General features: G+C 69.6%; 17 protein-coding genes and 1 pseudogene. 13 read left to right on the top strand and 5 right to left on the bottom strand.

All coding sequences use genetic code 11. From position 1 onward, the window contains the following. The 7 genes and pseudogenes from ACFQ27_RS18275 to ACFQ27_RS18245 all read left to right on the top strand — a co-directional run. Window positions 1-774: pseudogene (locus ACFQ27_RS18275) on the top strand (aldehyde dehydrogenase family protein); the annotation flags it as partial. Between the two features lie 15 nt (window positions 775-789). Further along, window positions 790-1443, top strand: a complete 654-nt coding sequence (locus ACFQ27_RS18270; RefSeq protein ID WP_374345938.1) for a nicotinate-nucleotide adenylyltransferase — start codon at window positions 790-792, stop codon at window positions 1441-1443. Between the two features lie 86 nt (window positions 1444-1529). Next, a complete protein-coding gene (gene rsfS, locus ACFQ27_RS18265) occupies window positions 1530-1943 on the top strand; it encodes a ribosome silencing factor (protein ID WP_374346147.1) in 414 nt (137 codons plus the stop codon). Between the two features lie 16 nt (window positions 1944-1959). Beyond that, window positions 1960-2424 carry a 23S rRNA (pseudouridine(1915)-N(3))-methyltransferase RlmH gene (rlmH, locus tag ACFQ27_RS18260; protein ID WP_374345937.1) on the top strand — a complete coding sequence of 155 codons (465 nt, stop codon included), beginning with the start codon at window positions 1960-1962 and terminating at the stop codon, window positions 2422-2424. After that, complete coding sequence (locus ACFQ27_RS18255) at window positions 2417-3268, top strand: murein hydrolase activator EnvC family protein (protein ID WP_374345935.1); 852 nt, start codon at window positions 2417-2419, stop codon at window positions 3266-3268. The genes rlmH and ACFQ27_RS18255 overlap by 8 nt, the downstream gene beginning before the upstream one ends. A gap of 110 nt (window positions 3269-3378) precedes the next feature. Next, window positions 3379-4767, top strand: a complete 1389-nt coding sequence (locus tag ACFQ27_RS18250) for a S41 family peptidase (RefSeq protein WP_377354595.1) — start codon at window positions 3379-3381, stop codon at window positions 4765-4767. Window positions 4768-4856: 89 nt separating this feature from the next. Continuing rightward, window positions 4857-5918: a phosphotransferase gene (locus ACFQ27_RS18245; protein WP_374345933.1), complete on the top strand. Its 1062-nt coding sequence runs from the start codon at window positions 4857-4859 to the stop codon at window positions 5916-5918. Between the two features lie 52 nt (window positions 5919-5970). On the opposite strand, the gene ACFQ27_RS18240 is transcribed toward ACFQ27_RS18245, so the two are convergent. The 3 genes from ACFQ27_RS18240 to ACFQ27_RS18230 form a co-directional block, all read right to left on the bottom strand. Beyond that, window positions 5971-7296 (bottom strand): NCS2 family permease, encoded by a 1326-nt coding sequence (locus ACFQ27_RS18240; RefSeq protein WP_374345932.1) that lies wholly within the window; start codon window positions 7294-7296, stop codon window positions 5971-5973. After that, window positions 7293-8291 carry a purine nucleoside permease gene (locus tag ACFQ27_RS18235; RefSeq protein ID WP_377354594.1) on the bottom strand — a complete coding sequence of 333 codons (999 nt, stop codon included), beginning with the start codon at window positions 8289-8291 and terminating at the stop codon, window positions 7293-7295. Before ACFQ27_RS18235 ends, ACFQ27_RS18240 begins: the two co-directional genes overlap by 4 nt. 72 nt (window positions 8292-8363) lie before the next feature. After that, window positions 8364-9035, bottom strand: coding sequence for a TetR/AcrR family transcriptional regulator (locus ACFQ27_RS18230; RefSeq protein ID WP_374345929.1), 672 nt, complete (start codon window positions 9033-9035; stop codon window positions 8364-8366). A gap of 90 nt (window positions 9036-9125) precedes the next feature. Between ACFQ27_RS18230 and ACFQ27_RS18225 the strand changes: the two genes are divergently transcribed. From ACFQ27_RS18225 to ACFQ27_RS18215, 3 genes are read left to right on the top strand one after another with little or no spacing between them, the layout of a single operon-like run. Then, window positions 9126-10142, top strand: coding sequence for a phosphotransferase family protein (locus tag ACFQ27_RS18225; RefSeq protein WP_374345928.1), 1017 nt, complete (start codon window positions 9126-9128; stop codon window positions 10140-10142). A 31-nt stretch (window positions 10143-10173) separates the two neighbouring features. Next, on the top strand, window positions 10174-11400 hold the full coding sequence (locus tag ACFQ27_RS18220) for an acyl-CoA dehydrogenase family protein (protein ID WP_374345927.1): 1227 nt from the start codon (window positions 10174-10176) through the stop codon (window positions 11398-11400). A gap of 11 nt (window positions 11401-11411) precedes the next feature. After that, window positions 11412-12449: an alcohol dehydrogenase family protein gene (locus ACFQ27_RS18215; RefSeq protein WP_374345926.1), complete on the top strand. Its 1038-nt coding sequence runs from the start codon at window positions 11412-11414 to the stop codon at window positions 12447-12449. Window positions 12450-12527: 78 nt separating this feature from the next. Here the strand turns inward: ACFQ27_RS18215 and ACFQ27_RS18210 are convergent, their stop codons facing one another. After that, the gene (locus ACFQ27_RS18210) at window positions 12528-14450 is read right to left on the bottom strand and encodes a methyl-accepting chemotaxis protein (protein WP_377354593.1); all 1923 of its coding nucleotides are present in this window, start codon (window positions 14448-14450) and stop codon (window positions 12528-12530) included. Between the two features lie 229 nt (window positions 14451-14679). Between ACFQ27_RS18210 and ACFQ27_RS18205 the strand changes: the two genes are divergently transcribed. From ACFQ27_RS18205 to ACFQ27_RS18195, 3 genes are read left to right on the top strand one after another with little or no spacing between them, the layout of a single operon-like run. Beyond that, on the top strand, window positions 14680-15834 hold the full coding sequence (locus ACFQ27_RS18205) for a divergent polysaccharide deacetylase family protein (protein ID WP_374345924.1): 1155 nt from the start codon (window positions 14680-14682) through the stop codon (window positions 15832-15834). Further along, window positions 15831-16322: an RNA pyrophosphohydrolase gene (locus tag ACFQ27_RS18200; protein WP_377354592.1), complete on the top strand. Its 492-nt coding sequence runs from the start codon at window positions 15831-15833 to the stop codon at window positions 16320-16322. The genes ACFQ27_RS18205 and ACFQ27_RS18200 overlap by 4 nt, the downstream gene beginning before the upstream one ends. Window positions 16323-16345: 23 nt before the next feature. After that, window positions 16346-17092, top strand: a complete 747-nt coding sequence (locus ACFQ27_RS18195) for an alpha/beta fold hydrolase (RefSeq protein WP_377354591.1) — start codon at window positions 16346-16348, stop codon at window positions 17090-17092. A 403-nt stretch (window positions 17093-17495) separates the two neighbouring features. Here ACFQ27_RS18195 and ACFQ27_RS18190 read toward each other — a convergent pair. Then, window positions 17496-18063 (bottom strand): hypothetical protein (locus ACFQ27_RS18190; RefSeq protein ID WP_377354589.1); only part of this gene is annotated, 568 nt, incomplete at its 5' end.

Below are 18063 nucleotides of genomic sequence, written 5' to 3'. Positions count from 1 at the left end.
TCCGGCCCGGCCGTGGCCCAGCTGGGCGCTGTGGCGCGCCAGGCCGGGGTTCCGGTCAGCCTGCACGGCACGGGCGGCGCCTGGATGGTGGCGGACGCCACCGCCGACGCCGAACGCTTCGCCGCCGCGGTCTTCCACTCGCTGGACCGCAAGGTCTGCAACACCCTCAACACCTGCTGCATCGTCCGGTCGCGAGCCCACGAGCTGATCCCGGTGTTCCTGGAGGCCCTGGAGGCCGCAGGCCGGCGTCGCAAGGGCTGGCGCCTGCACGCCGCCCCCGCCGCCTGGCCGCTGATTCCCGAGGCCTGGCGCAGCCGCAGCGGCGCCGTGCACCGCGCCGAGGGCGTGACCACCGAGGCCCTCGTCACCCCCCTGGCCGAGGCCGATCTCGGCCGCGAATGGGAGTGGGAGGAAACGCCGGAGGTCAGCCTGACCGTGGTGGAGGACGCCGCCGAGGCGGTGGCCCTGTTCAACGCCCACAGCCCCCGGTTCGCCGCCAGCCTGATCGCCGAGGATCCGGCCGCGCACGAGGCCTTCTTCTCGGCCATCGACGCCCCCTTCACCGGCGACGGCTTCACCCGCTGGGTGGACGGCCAGTACGCCCTGAACAAGCCTGAGCTCGGCCTCTCCAACTGGGAGAACGGCCGGCTGTTCGCCCGCGGCGGCGTGCTGTCCGGGGACGGGGTCTTCACCATCCGCGCCCGGGTGCGCCAGACCGATATCGAGCTCGACCGCAATCCCGCGACGGCGGCCCGCCCCCCAGGGCGGCCTTGAACCAGGAGGACCGCCATGTGGTTCGCCGGGCCCGCGCGCCGCGTTCCTGAAGCCGGCCGGCCCGCCACCCTGCGCCTGGGCTTCACGCTCTCGCGCGGGATGCGGGTGGGGCTCTATGGCGGCTCGTTCAATCCGGCCCATGAGGGCCACGCCCACGTGGCCGAGACCGCGCGCAAGCGTCTGAAGCTGGACCGGGTGATCTGGCTGGTCTCGCCCCAGAACCCGCTGAAATCCTCCCGCGAAACCGCCAGCCTGGCCGACCGGATGGCCGGGGTGCGCCGCTACGCCCGCGGCCGCTCGATGATCGTCTCCGCCGCCGAGACCCGGATCGGCTCGGCCTACACCATCGACACCCTGAGGGTGTTGAAGGCGCGCTTTCCGGGCGTGCAGTTCGTCTGGATCATGGGCGCCGACAGCCTGGCCGGCTTCCATCGCTGGCGGGGCTGGACCGAGATCATGGGCGGCGCGCCGGTCGCCGTGGTCTCCCGCCCCTGGATCTCCCTGAAGAGCCGGTTCTCGCCCGCCGCCCGCCGGTTCGCGGCCGCCAGGCGGCCGATTTCCCAGGCGCCCCTGCTGCCTGGCGCCGCCCCGCCGCGCTGGGTGTTCCTGACCGGCCCCCTGAACTTCCAGTCCTCCACGGCCCTGCGCGAACGCATGCGCAAGGGCTGATGGCGGGCTTGTGATTCGGCGCCCTGGGAAAAGGGCCATTTCCGTGGTATGGGGAGTTTTAGCGAGGCAACAAAGGAGCGACCCCGCTGAGCCCTGAACCTGCGCCACGCGCGCACGAGACCCCGGTTTCGGCCGAGTCTTCGGACCCCCAGCAGCGCATCGCCGCGCTGGAGGAAATGATCCTGGCCCGTCTGGATGACGACAAGGCCCAGGACGTGATTTTCATCGATCTCAAAGGCAAGAGCGCGGTCGCCGACGGGCTGATCGTCGCCTCCGGCCGTTCGCATCGTCACGTCGGCGCCATGGCCGACCACCTGCTGCGCGCCCTGAAGGAACAGGGCTACGGCAAGGCGCGGGTCGAAGGCCTGCCGCACTGCGACTGGGTGCTGATCGACACCGGGGACGTCATCGTCCACCTGTTCCGTCCGGAAGTCCGCTCGTTCTACAACATCGAGAAGATCTGGTCGGTCGAGCCGCCCAAGACCGCCGCCCTGTCCTGATCGGCCTCTTCGCCTCGTGAAGATCACCATCCTGGCCGTGGGGCGGCTGCCCCGCTCGCCGGAGCGGGACCTTGTCCAGACCTATGTCGACCGCGCGACCGCCGCCGGCCGCGCCCTGGGTCTTGGTCCCGTCGAGGTGATCGAGGTCGAGGCCCGCAAGCCCGGCAAGGCCGCCGAGGCCGAGGTGCTGAAGGCCCACCTGGCCGACGCCCACGTCATCGCCTGCGACGAACGCGGCCAGGCCCGCGCCTCCCGCGCCTTCGCGGCAGAGGTCGCGCGTCTGCGCGATGACGGGGTGCGCCGGCTGGTGTTCCTGATCGGCGGGGCCGACGGCCTGGACCCGGCCCTAGTCGCCGAGGCCCAGGGCAAGCTCGCCTTTGGTCCCCAGACCTGGCCCCACGCCCTGGCGCGCGCCATGCTGGCCGAACAGGTCTATCGTGCGGTGACCATCCTGGCCGGGAGCCCCTACCATCGTGACTGAGGTCGCGAAGAAACCCCTGTTGATCGCCGCCGCGGCCGGGCTGGCCGCCTTGTCCGTCGCCGCCGTGGGCTGGGCCGCGATCACCGACCTGGCGCGTCTGAACCTGCGCGAGACCGAGCTCAACGCCGAGCAGGGCCGCAACCTGAACCGCCTGTCGCGCCTGCTCACCGTCCTGGTCCGCTATCGCCGCGATCCGCCGCCGGCTCTGCTGGTCAGCCCCGGCGACGCGGTGGACGCGGCCCGCGCCGCGATCCTGATCAAGGCCCTGACGCCGGAGATGGAACGCCGGGCCAAGGCCTATGCCGCCGAGGCCCGCGAGATCGCCCGCCAGCGCCGGCTGGCCGCCGTCGCATCCGCCGCCATGTTCGCCCAGGCCAGCCTGCGGGCCGACCGCCAGGGTTCCGGCGCCGAGGCCGACCCCATCGACCTGACCGATGACGGCCTGAATGACACCCGCCCCGTCCTGGCGCCCACCAGCCTGGTCCAGCCCACGAAGGGCCTGATCATGCGCCGCTATGGGGATCGCCTGGCCGGGGGCGACCGTGCGCGCGGCATGACCTTCGCCGCCGAGGCCGGCGCGCGGGTCGAGGCGCCCGCCGACGGCGTTGTCCAATATGTAGGCCCGGTTAAGGGTTGGGGCCTCATATTGATCTTGAGATTGGCCGGGGGATACCATCTGGTGTTGGCTGGCCTGGATCGGGCGACGGCCGGGGTCGGTCAGTCGGTCGCCGCGGGCGCGCCGGTCGGATGGATGGCGGAGGGCCGCGACAAGCCCACCGAACTCTATCTGGAGGTCCGCCGGCGCGACGACCCGGTGGATCCGGGGCGCTGGATCAAGGGCTGAGCCGACGAAAGATCGGCGGGCCGCAAAGACTTCGAGCTGTTTGGCTCTTTTTCGGGGAAGTAGACGCGCGGCGGCGTAATTCCGCCGCAAGGGAGCCCTAGGGCCAGACTATGCGCAAGTATCTGCTGATCGGTGTTTCGGCCTTCGTCCTCGGGGCGGGCTCCATGGCCTATGTGAGCCAGCAGGCCCTGGCCTCGGCCCAGCCCCGGACCAACACCTACAAGATGCTGGAACTGTTCGGCGACGTGCTCGACACGGTCGAGCGCCAGTACGTCACCGAGGTCGACGACAAGAAGCTGATCGAGGCGGCCATCGACGGCATGCTGACCTCGCTCGATCCGCACTCGAACTATCTGAACCCCGAGTCCTTCGACGACATGCGCGATCAGACGCGCGGCGAATATGGCGGCCTCGGCATCGAGGTCACCAGCGAGGACGGCGTGGTCAAGGTGATCTCGCCCATGGACGGCACCCCGGCCTTCAAGGCGGGGATCAAGGCCGGCGACTACATCACCGCCGTCAATGGCGGCAGCGTGCTGGGCCTGTCGGTCTCCGACGCCGTGAAGCAGATGCGCGGCAAGCCGGGCGAGGCGGTCACCCTGACCATCGCCCGCGAGAAGACCGATCCCTTCGACGTCAAGCTGGTGCGCGAGGTCATCAAGACCAAGTCGGCGACCGGCAAGCTGATCGGCGACTACGGCTATCTGCGGGTCTCGGCCTTCAACGAGAAGACCACCGACGAGGCCGAGGCGGTGATCACCGACCTGCGGGCCAAGAACCCCAAGATCAAGGGCTGGATCCTTGACCTGCGCAACAACCCCGGCGGCCTGCTCGACCAGGCGGTGGGGATTTCCGACCTGTTCCTGGAAGGCGGCGAGATCGTCTCCCAGCGTGGCCGCGATCCCCGCGACGTCGAGCGCTATAACGCCCGTCCGGGCGATGCGACCGGCGGCGCGCCCATCGTCGTGCTGACCAATTCCGGCACCGCCTCGGCGGCCGAGATCGTCGCCGGCGCCCTGCAGGACCGCAAGCGGGCCGAGGTCGTGGGCCTGACCAGCTTCGGCAAGGGCTCGGTCCAGACCGTCATCCCGCTGCGCGGCGGCATGGACGGGGCGCTGAAGCTCACCACGGCGCGCTATTACACGCCGTCCGGCAAGTCGATCCAGAAGACCGGCATCATCCCGGACCTCGAGGTCGCCCAGACCCGCGAGGACGCCCAGGCCATCGCCAACCGCGCCTTCCAGTTCTCGGAAGCCTCGTTCCGCAACGCGCTCAACGCCGAGGAGGGCAAGGCGCGCATCGGCGCCCACGAGCCGGCGGAGGCCCCGCCTGAAGGCTTCGACGCCAAGACCGGCGACTTCCAGCTGAGCCGCGCCGAGGACGTGCTGAAGTACGGCTCCGTCGCCGCCACGCCCAAGCTGCCCAAGCCCCAGGCCCGCCTGGCCGAGGTGATTGGCCCCAAGGCCCCCAAGGTCGAACCGCCGCAGGCGAAGAAGTAGCTCTTGGTCCTCCCCCCATTTCATGGGGGAGGACTTCCCCACCCTTGCGGAAGGGCGTCTAACCTCTCGCCAAACGAGGAGGAGACGTCATGAGCCAGGCCGCAGGTCAGGACCCCGGCAAGCCGACCATCGGCGATGTGCGCGAGGCTCACCGCCTGGACGAGGCCGCGCTCGACCGCTGGCTCGCCGCGAATGTCGAAGGCTATGCCGGCCCGCTGGAGGTGCGCCAGTTCCAGGGCGGCCAGTCCAATCCCACCTACCTGCTGACCACGCCGGGCGCGCGCTTTGTGATGCGCAAGAAGCCGCCGGGCCAGCTGCTGGCCTCCGCCCACCAGGTCGACCGCGAGTACCGTGTGATGAAGGCCCTGGGCGGCGCGGACTTCCCCGTGCCGCGCATGCGCGGCCTGTGCGAGGACGACAGCGTCGTCGGCACCAGCTTCTACGTCATGGACTTCCTGGAGGGCCGCATCTTCCGCGACGCCCGCCTGCCCGACATGAGCCCCACTGAGCGTCGGGCCATCTATGACGAGCTGATCCGCGTGATGACAAAGCTGCACGCCGTCGACGTGGAAAAGGTCGGCCTGTCGGACTTCGGCAAGCCCGGCAACTATTTCGAGCGCCAGGTGGGCCGCTGGATCAAGCAGTACCGCGGCGCCGAGACTGAGCTGATCCCGGACATGGAGGCCCTGATCGAGGCCCTGCCGAAGCGGATCCCGGCCGACGACACGGTGACCATCGCCCACGGCGACTATCGGCTCGAGAACGTGATGTTCCACCCGACCGAGCCCCGGATCATCGCGGTGCTGGACTGGGAGCTCTGCACGCTCGGCCACCCGCTGGCCGACCTCGGCTACAACTGCATCCTGTGGCACTCGCGCTCGGAGAGCTGGGGCACGCTCGACGGCGTCGACATCGTCGCCAGCGGCATCCCGACCGAGGCCGAATACGTGGCGGCCTATACGAAACTGACCGGCCGGGGGGAGATCACCGACTTTCCCTTCTACCTCGCCTTCTCCCTGTTCCGCCTGGCCTCGATCAGCCAGGGCGTGTTCAAGCGCAACCTCGACGGCATCGGCGCAGGCCCGGCCAGCACCGACAATTCCGGCGTGAAGATCCTGGCCGCGACGGCGCTGGAGGTCTTGAACCGCTAGCGCCTCCCCCAAACTGCTCATCCCGGTCTTCACCGGGATGAGCAGAGAGCGGCTAGGCCGCGGCCATATAGGCGAAGCGGGCGATGAACAGGACGGCCAGCACCGCCAGCAGCCAGTCGCCCCGCTTCAGCCGGCCGGTCAGGGCCCGGATACCGACATAGGCGATGACCCCGAAGGCCAGGCCGTTGGCGATGGAGAAGGTCAGCGGGATGGCCACCAGGGTCAGGAAGGCCGGGATCGCCACGGACGGGTCGGCCCAGTCGATGTCGGCCAGGGGCGCCATCATCATCGCGCCCACCAGGATCAGGGCCGGTGCGGTGGCGGCGGCGGGAATCGCCTGGGCGAGCGGCGCCGCGAACAGGGCGACCAGGAACAACAGGCCGACCACCACGGCGGTCAGGCCGGTGCGCCCGCCGGCCGAAACTCCCGACGCGCTCTCGATATAGCTCACCACCGTGCTGGTCCCGGCCAGGGCGCCGACGGTGGTCGCCGCGGCGTCGGCCACCAGGATGCGGTTGAGGCGCGGGATGGTCCCGTCGGGCGCCACCAGGCCGGCCTTGGTGGTCACGGCGACGAGGGTGCCGACATTGTCGAACAGGTCGACGAAGACGAAGACGAACAGGATCTCCACCAGGGCCAGGCCGATCCCGTGGCCGCCCAGGCCCAGCGCGCCCTTCAGGTCGAGCTGGAAGGCGGTCGAGGTCATCTCGGCGACGCTGTAGGCCTGGGGGTTCCAGTGCACGAGCCCGGCGGCCCAGCCAACCAGGGTGGTGGCGACGATGCCGATCAGGATGCCGCCCCGGACCTTCAGCACCTCCAGCACCGCGATCAGGGCCAGGCCGCCCAGGGCCAGCAGGGTCATGGGCTGCTTCACGTCGCCCAACGCCACTGTTGTGGCGGGGTTGGCGACCACCAGCCCGGCGCTCTTCAAGCCGATGAAGGCGATGAACAGGCCGATGCCGGCGGCGATGGCGGCGAACAGGGCCCTGGGGATCGCGCTGACGATCAACCGCCGCACGCCGGTGAGCGTCAGGAACAGGAAGACAACGCCGGAGATGAAGACGAGGCCCAGAGCCACCCGCCAGGGCACGCCCATGCCCAGCACCACCGTGAAGGTGAAGTAGGCGTTCAGCCCCATGCCGGGGGCGAGCGCGATGGGGTAGTTGGCGAACAGGCCCATGATCAGGCAGCCCACCCCCGCCGCCAGGCAGGTGGCCGCCGCGACGCCCGCCGCCGGCAGGCCCGCCTGGGACAGGATCGAGGGATTGACCAGGATGATGTAGGCCATGGTCATGAAGGTGGTGGCGCCGGCCAGCACCTCGGTGCGCACAGTGGTTCCGCGGGCCTTGAGGTCGAACAGGCGGTCGAGAAGGCTCATGGCCGGGCTCCGGGGCTCTGATCTCTGTAACGCGGCCAGCCGGCGACCAGGGCGCGCACCACGGGCGATCCGGTCCGCCAGGCGGCCTCGAAGCCGGCGCGGGCGCCGCCCTCAGTGAACTCCACGGCCTGGGTCTCGCCGTCGCCTTCGCGGGTGTAGTTGCTGGCGGTGCGCAGGACGAGGATACGGGCCGGGTCGATCCGCCCCTCGCGGCCATGAAGGGACAGGACGTCCAGGACACCCTGGTCCTCGCAGTCGCTCATGGCGAAGACCCCGGCGCCGTCGGTCCAGACCCGCACCCAGTCACGTGCCCAGGCGGTGCGCCGCTCGCCATGCCAGAAGCGCACCGTGCCGAGCGCATCGCCCAGGAAGACCTTGGGTGGCGCCTGGGCCGCCGGCTCCGTCGCAAACCGACTGCGGATCGCCTGGGCCGGCTCGGTCGGCAGGGCGATATCCCGCGTCAGGCCGTAGGCCCAGTTCACCAGGCCGGGGTCGAGGCGCCAGACCATGTCGCTGGACCCAGGCGCTGAGCCCTTCACGCCCGGGCGGGCGGCGCCCGGGCCATAGATGCCCACATCCCAGCCGGGCGGCAGCTCCCGATCATCCAGTTCGAAGGGCGGATCTGCGTCGACCACATAGCGGGCCCAGGCGGCCGAGCCGACAGCGCCCTGGCGCGGATCGACGCCGGCGATGCCCGCCACCACCCAATAGGCGTGGCTGAGGTCGAACTGGGGGGACAGGACCAGGGCCGCGACACTCTCCCGCGCCCGCCCGCGCATGCCGGTGACCACGCCCAGGACCCCGTCTTCGGACAGGCGGACCGGCCGCGCGATCCCCGGAACCTTCAGGCTGGTCTTCAGGGGCCAGCGCTCGGCCCAGGCCTGGAATTCGCCGGGCGCGTCGCCGGTGTCGGCGCCCACCTCGAAGGTGGTCAGCACCACCACCTTGACCTCGATGGGCTTGGCGAGCGCCGCCGGCGCCATCAGCAGGGCCATAAGCCCGCCCGCCAGCCAAGATCTCCACCCCATCGCCGCCCCCGGACAAGGAATCTTCAGGCCCGCAGCCTGTCACCCGGCGGCGGCGGGGTCCAGGGCGGGCTCGGGTGGCGCAGGCGCTGTGAGCATGGCGGTCAGACCTTGGGCGAAATGGGCCAGGGTCTGGGCGGAACCCCAGGTCGGATGCTCGCGACTGGCGTCCGCCAGCTCGGCCTCGCGCATGGCCAGGACGCTGCCCAGGCTCGCCCCCAGGAAGACGAACCGCTGGCTCTGGAGGGTCGCGGTCAGGCCGGGCGTCAGCCGGCGCAGGTGGTCCAGGCAGCGCAGATAGCCGGAGTTCCAGCGCCCGCCGAGCGCATCCATGAACAGGTCCCGGTGGGTGGTGGACAGCATGACGATGAAGCGGTTGTAGTCGTTCTCGCGGTCCTGGGCGGCCAGGGACGGATAGACCAGGGCGTCCACCACCTCGGCCACGGCGCGGGGTCCGCCTTGCGCCTCCAGCCGGTCCAGCCAGGCGTTGCGGGCCTCGTCGATCAGCCGGGCGCCGTCCACCACCAGCTCGCGGATCAGGGCCTCCTTGGAGCCGAAATAGTAGCCGACGGCGGCGTGGTTTTTCTGGCCGGCGGCCTCGGCGATCTGGCGCACCGTCACGCCATCCACCCCGCGCTCGGCGAACAGACGCCTGGCGACCCGCTTCAGGGTCTCGGCGGCCGCGCCTCGGGACTTGGCTTCACGCAACGTCATGGGTGCTGAATCTCATTGCATAGGGTTTAGGTCAACTGCATTATCCAATTGACTTAAACCGGGCGGAGGACCGGACGGGTGGAAACACAAGTGGACCTGACGGCCCTGGCCGGCTGGATGGATGGGCAAGGCCTGGGGGCCGGCCCCATTGAGGACGCCACCCTGCTGGGCGGCGGGACGCAGAACATCCTGCTGCGGTTCTCGCGCGCGGGGCGGACCTATGTCCTGCGCCGGCCGCCGCCGCATCTGCGGGCCAATTCCAACGACACCATGCGCCGCGAGGCCCGCATGCTCGGCGCGCTGAAGGGCACGGATGTCCCCCATCCCGGCCTGATCGCCGCCTGCGCGGCTGAGGACGTGATCGGCGCGGCCTTCTACCTGATGGAGCCCATCGATGGCTTCAACCCGTCCACCGGCCTGCCGCCCCTGCATGCCGGCTCCCCCGATATCCGCCACCGCATGGGTCTGGCCCTGGTGGAGGGGATCGCGGCCCTGGGCGCCCTGGACTACCAGGCGCTCGGCCTGTCGGACTTCGGCAAGGTGGACAACTACCTGGAGCGCCAGGTGGCCCGTTGGAAGGCCCAGCTGGACAGCTACGCCCAGTTTCCGGGCTGGACCGGGCCGGGCCAGATCCCGGGCGTCGACCAGGTCGCCGCCTGGCTGGAACAGCACCGTCCGCCGACCTTCCAGCCGGGGATCATCCACGGCGACTACCACCTGGCCAATGTGATGTTCCGCCATGATGGGCCCGAGCTCGCCGCCATCGTCGACTGGGAGCTGACCACCATCGGCGATCCCCTGCTGGACCTCGGCTGGCTGCTAGCCACCTGGCAGGAGGACGAGCAGCCCCGCGAGTTCGGGGTCAATATCCAGCCTTGGGGCGGCTTCCCGAGCCCGACCGAACTGGTCGACCACTACCGGCCGCGCACCTCCCGCGACATGAGCCACATCGACTGGTACGCGGTGCTGGCCTGCTACAAGCTTGGCCTGATCCTCGAGGGCACCCATGCCCGCGCCTGCGCCGGCCAGGCCCCGAAGGAGACCGGCGACCGTCTCCACGCCCACACCATCAGCCTGTTCGAGCGCGCCCTGCGCTGGATCCGCTGACGCCCCCTCCCCGAGACTCCGAGAGATCCCCATGCAGTTCGAACACACCGACAAGGTGAAGGCCCTGATCGCCAGGCTTGAGGCGTTCATGGACGCTCACATCTATCCGAACGAGGACGCCTACCATCACTTCGTCCACGACCCGGCCAACCTGTGGCAGGAGTGGCCGGGCATGGAGGACCTGAAGGCCAAGGCCCGCGCCGAGGGCCTGTGGAACCTGTTCCTGCCCCATGAGTATGGCGAATTCAGCCCCGGCCTGACCAACCTGGAATACGCGCCCCTGGCCGAGATCATGGGCCGCGTACCGTGGTCCAGCCAGGTGTTCAACTGCTCGGCGCCCGACACCGGCAACATGGAGGTGCTGGCCAAGTACGGCAGCCCCGAGCAGCAGGCCCAGTGGCTGACCCCGCTGCTGAACGGCGAGATCCGCTCGGCCTATGTGATGACCGAGCCGCAGGTGGCCTCCTCCGACGCCACCAACCTGGAGCTCACCATCCTGCCGGACGGCGACGACTATGTGCTGAACGGGCGCAAGTGGTGGATCTCCGGCGCCATGCATCCCCGCTGCGACCTGTTCCTGGTCATGGGCAAGACCCTGCTGGACAACCCGCGCCACGCCCAGCACTCGACCATCATCGTGCCGCGCTCGACCCCGGGCGTGACCATCGTGCGGAACCAGACCGTGTTCGGCTCCATGAACTCGCCGGGCGGCGAGTGCGAGCTGAAGTTCGAGAACGTGCGGGTGCCCAAGTCCAACCTGATCCTGGGCGAGGGCCGCGGCTTTGAGATCGCGCAGGGCCGCCTCGGCCCGGGGCGCATCCACCACTGCATGCGCTCCATCGGCCAGGCCCAGCGGGCGCTGGAGATCATGGCCCGCCGGGTCGAGAACCGCGTCGCCTTCGGCAAGAAGCTGTCCGACCAGTCCAGCATCCGGCAGGACGTGGCTCGCTCCTATTGCGAGATCGAGATGGCCCGCCTCTTGACCTTCAAGGCCGCCGACCAGATGGACCGCTATGGCAACAAGGTCGCCAAGGACCTGATCGCCGCCATCAAGGTGGTGGCGCCGCAGATGGCCCAGACCATCGCCGACCGCGCCCTGCAAGCCCATGGCGGCATGGGCGTGTCGGACGACACCCCGATCGCCTACTTCTTCACCCTGAACCGCTACCTGCGCATCGCTGACGGCCCGGACGAGGTCCACATGTCCCAGCTCGGGAAGCAGAAGATCCGCGAGTACAACCAGCAGAACGCCCGCTAGAGGAGGCGACCATGAAGGCTCTGCGTTATTTCGGCGCCCGGGACATCCGCTACGAGTCCATGGACGATCCCAAGCTGGCCAGCGACCAGGACGCGATCATCAAGATCGACCGCTGCGCCATCTGCGGCTCGGACCTGCACATCTATCACGGCCACGGCTTCTCCGAGGACTTCGGCTTCTGCGTCGGCCACGAGGCGGTGGGCGAGGTGGTCGAGATCGGCCGGGCGGTGAAGCGCCTGAAGGTCGGGGACAAGGTGATGATGTCCGCCGCCGTGGGCTGCGGGGCCTGCGCCTCCTGCCTGGCGGGCAATGTGGTCAACTGCGCCAACAACGCCGCCGGCTGCTACGGCCTGTCGGCCCGCCTGGAAGGCTGCCAGGCCGAGGCGATGCGGGTGCCGGCGGCCGACTTCAACGCCACGCTCATCCCTGAAGGCATCACGACCGACCAGGCGCTGATGATGACCGACAGCCTGGCCACGGCCTGGTTCGGGTGCCGCAACGCGGAGATTTCGTCGGGCAAGACGGTGGCCGTGGTCGGCCTCGGCCCTATCGGGCTGATGGCGGTGGAGGGCGCCTTCGTGCTCGGCGCCGCGCGGGTGTTCGCCATCGACCTGGTCCCGGAGCGGCGCAAGCTCGCCGAGCAGTTGGGGGCCATCGCGCTTGATCCCGCCGACGCCCCCCAGATCATCGCCGAGATGACCAAGGGCCGGATGGTCGATTCCATCGTCGAGGCGGTGGGCGCAGACGCCACCATCTCCCTGTCGCTCCGCCTGGCCGCCAAGCGCGGCACGGTGTCGGTGATCGGGGTCAACCAGGACCGCCGGTTCGACTTCCCCATGGGCCGGGCCTTCGCCATGGGTCTGACCTTCCGGATCGGGACCTGCTCGGTGCCGGAGGAATGGCCGGAGCTGATCCCCCTGATCCAGGCCGGCCGGCTGAAGCCTGAGCGCTATATCAGCCACGTCCTGCCGCTCAGCGACGGCGCCCATGCCTACGACCTGTTCGACGGCCGCAAGGACGGGGCGCTGAAGATGGTGCTGACCCCGTAAGCAATAGGGGAGCCGCGTCGGCGGCTCCCCTTCCGTTGCGCTCATCCGCCGCGAGGCCCCGGCGGCGTGGGGTCAGGCTTAGAACTCTTCCCAGTCGTCCGAAGAGGCCGGGGCGCTGTAACGCGCGTTCACCGCCACCTTGGCCGCGGCGGGCCGCGGCGCGGGCGCCGGCGCGCGGGCCGGGGCGGACGGCCGCGAGGTCGCCGCCACCGAATCCCCGGTGCGGAACCGCGAGACCAGATCGGCCAGGTTCACCGCCTCGGTGCGCAGGTTGGCCGCGGCGGCGGTGGACTGTTCCACCATGGCGGCGTTCTGCTGGGTCACCTGGTCCATCTGGTTGACGGCGGAATTGACCTGGTTGAGGCCGGTGGCCTGTTCCTGGGACGAGGACGCGATCTCCGAGATCAGGGCGTCAATCTCCGAGACCTTGGCCACGATGGATTGCAGGGCCTGGCCAGTGTCGCCCACCAGCTTCACCCCACGCTCGACCTGGGCGCTGGAGCTGGCGATCAGGTCCTTGATCTCCTTGGCGGCCTCGGCCGAGCGCTGGGCCAGGGCCCGCACTTCGGAGGCGACCACGGCGAAGCCCTTGCCGGCGTCACCGGCCCGGGCGGCTTCGACGCCGGCGTTCAGGGCCAAGAGGTTGGTCTGGAAGGCGATCTCGTCAATCACGCCGATGATCTGGGTGATCTGGCCCGAGCTCTGCTCGATCTCGGACATGGCCGCGACGGCCTCGCTGACCACCCGGCCGGACTGGGCGGCCTCGGCGCGGGCGCCGGAGGCGGCGCCGGAGGCCTGCTTGGCGCCGTCGGCGCTGCGCTTCACCGTGGCGGTGATCTGGTCCAGCGCGGCGGCCGTCTCCTCCAGGCTGGCCGCCTGTTGTTCGGTGCGCTTGGACAGGTCGTTGGAGGCGCTGGAGATCTCGTCCGCCCCGCCGCGCAGGCCCTGGGTGGCTCCCGCGATGGCGCCCATGGCGTCACGCAGGCTGTCGACGGCGGCGTTGAAGTCGGTGCGGATCTGGGCGTACTGGCCCTCGAAGGGCTGCTCGATCCGGGCGGTCAGATCGCCGCCGGCCAGCCGGCCCAGGCTGTCGGCCAGGGTCTTGACCACCATCGCCTGCTCGGCCTCGACACGGCGACGCTCGGCCTCGGTGCGGCCCCGTTCGCTGTCGGCGGCGGCGCGCGCCTCGGCGGCCTCGGCCTCCATTTCGCGGGCCCGCAGGGCGTTGTCCTTGAACACCTGAACGGCCTTGGCCATCTGGCCCACTTCGTCGGCGCGATCCTGGCCTTCCACGGAGACCGCCAAGTCGCCGTCCGCCAGCTTGCGCATGCGGTCCGCCAGGCGGTTCAAGGGCGCAACGATCTTGGAGCGGGACATCCAAAGGCCGAACGCCAGGCCAAGGCCGATACCACCGACGCCCAGGATCACGTTCAGCAGGATCGCCGTCCCGCTGGCCTTGTCCAGCGCGTCCGAGATCGCCAGGTCTTCCTTGGAGCGCTCGTCGGTCCAGGTCCGGATGTCCTTGGTCAGGGCCTCGATCTTGGGGTCCTGTTCGACCATGACCGCCTTCGCGGGGTCGGCGAGGTTCAGTTGGCCGAACTCGACGGCCTGGCGGGACGCTTCCGCAATTGCGTTGGCGCGCTTCTGGAAGTCCTTGATGCTCGAGGCGGAGCTCGGGTCGAGGGCGGCCGCCTTGTTGAAGTTGTCGTTCATCTTCGTGATCGACTCTTCGAACGAATGCTTGGCCTCGTCACCCGCAGCCGTACCGCTCTCATAGGCGATCGCACGGTAGGCGGCGTAGCCGATGCTCTGCATGCGGCGATTGGCGCGGGCGATTTCCAGGGCGCTGGGCTCGCTCTTCGACGCCAGTTCGTCATAGGTCGAGGTGATGTGGTTCAGCTGCAGACTGGAGTAGGTCGCGCTGGCGGCGAAAGCGAGCGAGACGAAGATCAGGACGGCCAGGATCTTTGTGGAGATCTTCCAGTTGTCGATCAGGTTCATGTTCGAAGTCCGGCAAGTGGAGTGCGGGGCCGACCAAGCCTCAGATTGCACGAGACAATCCAGGATAACGGCGTTTGCGGTCAGGATTGGCCGCGCCGGTTAGCAGGGGCTTAACTTGGGGAGTCCTGGCGCCCAGTTTGGGCGGACGGATCGCCGCAGGCCGGAGCACGTCCGCACAGGCTTTCATTAACCATGTTCCTTCACCATGCTGGGCAGGAGCGCCTGTCCCATGCCCGCATTTTCCAAGAAGAAACTCGCGATCGCGACGCCGACGGCCTCGGGAGGCTTCCGGCCGCCGGAAGCCTTGGTCCGCGCCCTGTCCAATCCCTACATCAGCGCCGGCGGCGCGGCCGGCCTGTTCCTGTTGACCACGGTGGGCCTGATCGCGGCCATGGGCGACCCGCAGGCCGGTACGCCGGTGGTGCGCATCTCGCTGGCCAAGGTCGCCGCCATGGCTGCCCCGCCCGGCTGGCGCGAGGCTCTGCTGGCCGAGCATGGCGGTGACGCCGCCCTGGCCGAAGAGACCTACAGCCTGTCGGAGTCCCCCGCCGGCCCCGGCGGTGAGGCCACCATCACCCTGCCCGGCGGGCGCAGCGTCCATCCCACCTCGCCCCTGCCCCCGGCCCCCATCGCCGGCCTGACGGTCGCCGGCCCCAATGGCCCGCTGCCGGTGATCGGCCCCGGCGGCCGCACCCCGGCCCAGGCCTATGCGCGGCCCTTCACGTCCAACGGCCGGCCCAAGATCTCGCTGGTGATCGGTGGGCTGGGCCTGAACGCCACCGCCACCCGCCAGGCCATCGAGACCCTGCCGCCGGAAATCACCCTGTCCTTCGTGCCCTATTCGGAGAACCTGCAGGGCTGGATCGACCTGGCCCGCGCCAATGGCCACGAGGTGCTGCTGGAAGCCCCCATGGAGCCGGTCGACTATCCCGAGAACGATCCCGGCCCCTACACCCTGATGTCCCGCGCCCAGCCAGCCGAGACGGTCAAGAAGCTCGAGTGGCTGCTCAGCCGCGCCACCGGCTATTTCGGGGTCACCAACTATCTGGGCTCGCGCTTCCTGCAGTCGAACGAGGCCATGGGCGCCTTCTCCGATTCCCTGCGCAGCCGCGGCCTGGCCTTCATTGACGATGGCTCGGCCGCCCGTCGCGGCGGCGGCCTGCCGCGGGCCTCAGCCGAGCGGATCATCGACGACGCCCTGTCCTCGGACACCATCGACCAGCAGCTGCTGGCCCTGGAGGCCGGCGCCCTGCAGCGGGGCCAGGCCCTGGGCTCGGGCTTCGCCTATCCGGTTACCATCAACCAGGTGGCGAATTGGGCCCAAGGGGTGGAAGATCGGGGCTATCAACTGGCCCCCGCCTCCGCCCTCATGTCGAGAAAATGAGTCCAGACCTCTCCGCCTACCGGCCCAATGTCGGCGTGGTGCTGTTCCATCCTGACGGCCGGGTCTGGCTGGGCCGCCGGGCCAAGACGCCGGCGCCCTACAACTGGCAGTTCCCGCAGGGCGGGGTCGACGCCGGCGAGGACCTGGAGACCGCGGCCCGCCGTGAGCTGGCCGAGGAGACCGGCGTCTCCAGCGTCGCCCTGCTGGGCCGCACCGACGGCTGGCTGACCTATGATTTCCCGCCGGAGCATACCGGCAAGCTGGCGCGCGGCTTCAAGGGCCAGCGCCAGGTCTGGTTCGCTTTCCGGTTCGACGGCGACGAGGCGGAGATCGACCTTGAGGCCCATGGGACGCCCGAATTCGACGCATGGCGTTGGGGGCGGCTCGATGAGGTCTGCGAGCTCATTGTGCCGTTCAAGCGCCCGACCTATGAGGCTGTGGTCGCCGCGTTTCATGACTTTGCAGGTCTGCCCGGCCGCGCCGCCTGAGGGCGAAACTGAAGGATGGGTCCTTGGCCTCCACGGTCATCATGGTGCACGGCGCCTTTTGCGGCGGCTGGACCTTCGAGCGTCTCCGCATGCCCTTCGAGGCGGGCTTCAAGGTCCTGACCCCGGACCTGCCAGGCCACGCCGACGGCCAGTCCGCCTCGGCGGTCACCGGCCTGTCGATGTCCGACTACGCCCGCGAGATCGCCCGTCTGTGCGCCGAGCAGGACGAGCCGCCGATCCTGGTGGGCCATTCCATGGGCGGGCTGGTGGCCCAGCTCGCCGCGCGTCGCTGCGACCTGAAGGCGCTAGTGCTGCTCGCCCCCTCGCCGCCCTGGGGCGTGGCGGCCGGCACTATCGAGGAGGCGGTCACCGCCTTTGGCCTGCACATGCTGGGGCCGTTCTGGTTCCAGGCGGTCAGCCCGGACCAGGGCCTGGCCCGGGCCTACAGTTTTGACCGGCTGCCCAAGCCCGAGCGTGACGCCTGCGTCGCCCGGCTGCGGCCCGAGAGCGGGCGGGCCCTGTTCGAGACCCTCAACTGGTGGCTAGACCCCTTAATGACCACCAGCCTCGGGCCCGGCCCTCTGAAGGTCCCTAGTCTGGTCCTGGCCGGATCGCGGGATGTGGTGCATTCGTCGGGGACCGTGCGCCAGACCGCCGAGCGCATCGGTGGGACCTTCCTGGAGATGCCCGGCATGAGCCACTGGCTGCCCGGCGAGCAAGGCTGGGAAAACGTCGCCCGCGCCAGCCTGGAGTGGTTGTCGGGGCTGTAGTCCCTCCGGTCATCTCCGGATCCTGGCGAGAGCCCGGAACCAAGTCCTGTGGCGCGGGCCAACCGCATCCGTTCCTTCTCCCCTTGTGGGAGAAGGTGTCAGCGAAGCTGACGGATGAGGGGTCGCGCCGCCCTGTCCCGTCATGTCCCAGAACGCCGGACTTGAGAGGTTTGAGAGACCCCTCATCCGACCCTGCTCCGCAGGGCCACCTTCTCCCGCAAGGGGAGAAGGACGTCGCATGTCACCCCGGGCCGACCAATTTTGGGCGAGTCCTGGAGGACTGGGAGCGCCTATGCGCATGACCTGGCTCTCGGCCTTCGCCGAGATGAGCGGTAGGGCGTTGCCCAACGAAAAAGGGCGCCGGGTCACCCCGACGCCCTTCAAACTCGCAATGCCGACCGGCTTAGAAGGTGCGCTCGCTGTAGAGCAGAGTCGCCTGGTCGTACTTGGCGTTCAGGGGCGTGCCGTCCGGCTTCTTCAGCTGGACGAAGACCAGGCCCTGGGACTCGTGGTCGGTGAAGTATTCCCACGAGTTGGTGATGCGCTTCACGTCGGTGGCCGGCACGTAGTCGTTGCGCTGGGCCGGCATGTAGGGGTCGTGCAGATAGGCCCAGATGTTGAGCGAGCGGATGATCGGCTTCTCGCCGTCGATCGCATACTGCAGCTTCAGGGAGCAGACCTGCTTGTTGGAGCCGGGGTTCTCGACGATGACCATGTAGTCCTTGACCCCGCCGGTGAGCGGCAGGGTGTAGACGACATTGCCGTCCTTCTTGGCCTTCTTCATGCCCGCGGCGGTGGCCAAGCTGACATAGTCGCCGCCCTTGACCATAGGGACGCAGACCTTGGTCAGCACGTTGGTGACGACCGCGCCGTCACCGTCGGTGGGCAGGGTCGGCTCAGGCTTGGCGGCTTCGGCGGCGGGAGCGGCCTCGGCGGGCGGAGCGGCAGGCGCAGCGTCGGCGGCGGGCGGC

The sequence above is a fragment of the Phenylobacterium conjunctum genome (assembly GCF_042679085.1).
Taxonomy (GTDB): Bacteria; Pseudomonadota; Alphaproteobacteria; order Caulobacterales; family Caulobacteraceae; genus Phenylobacterium; species Phenylobacterium conjunctum.
This window is presented reverse-complemented; position numbering and strand designations above follow the sequence as displayed.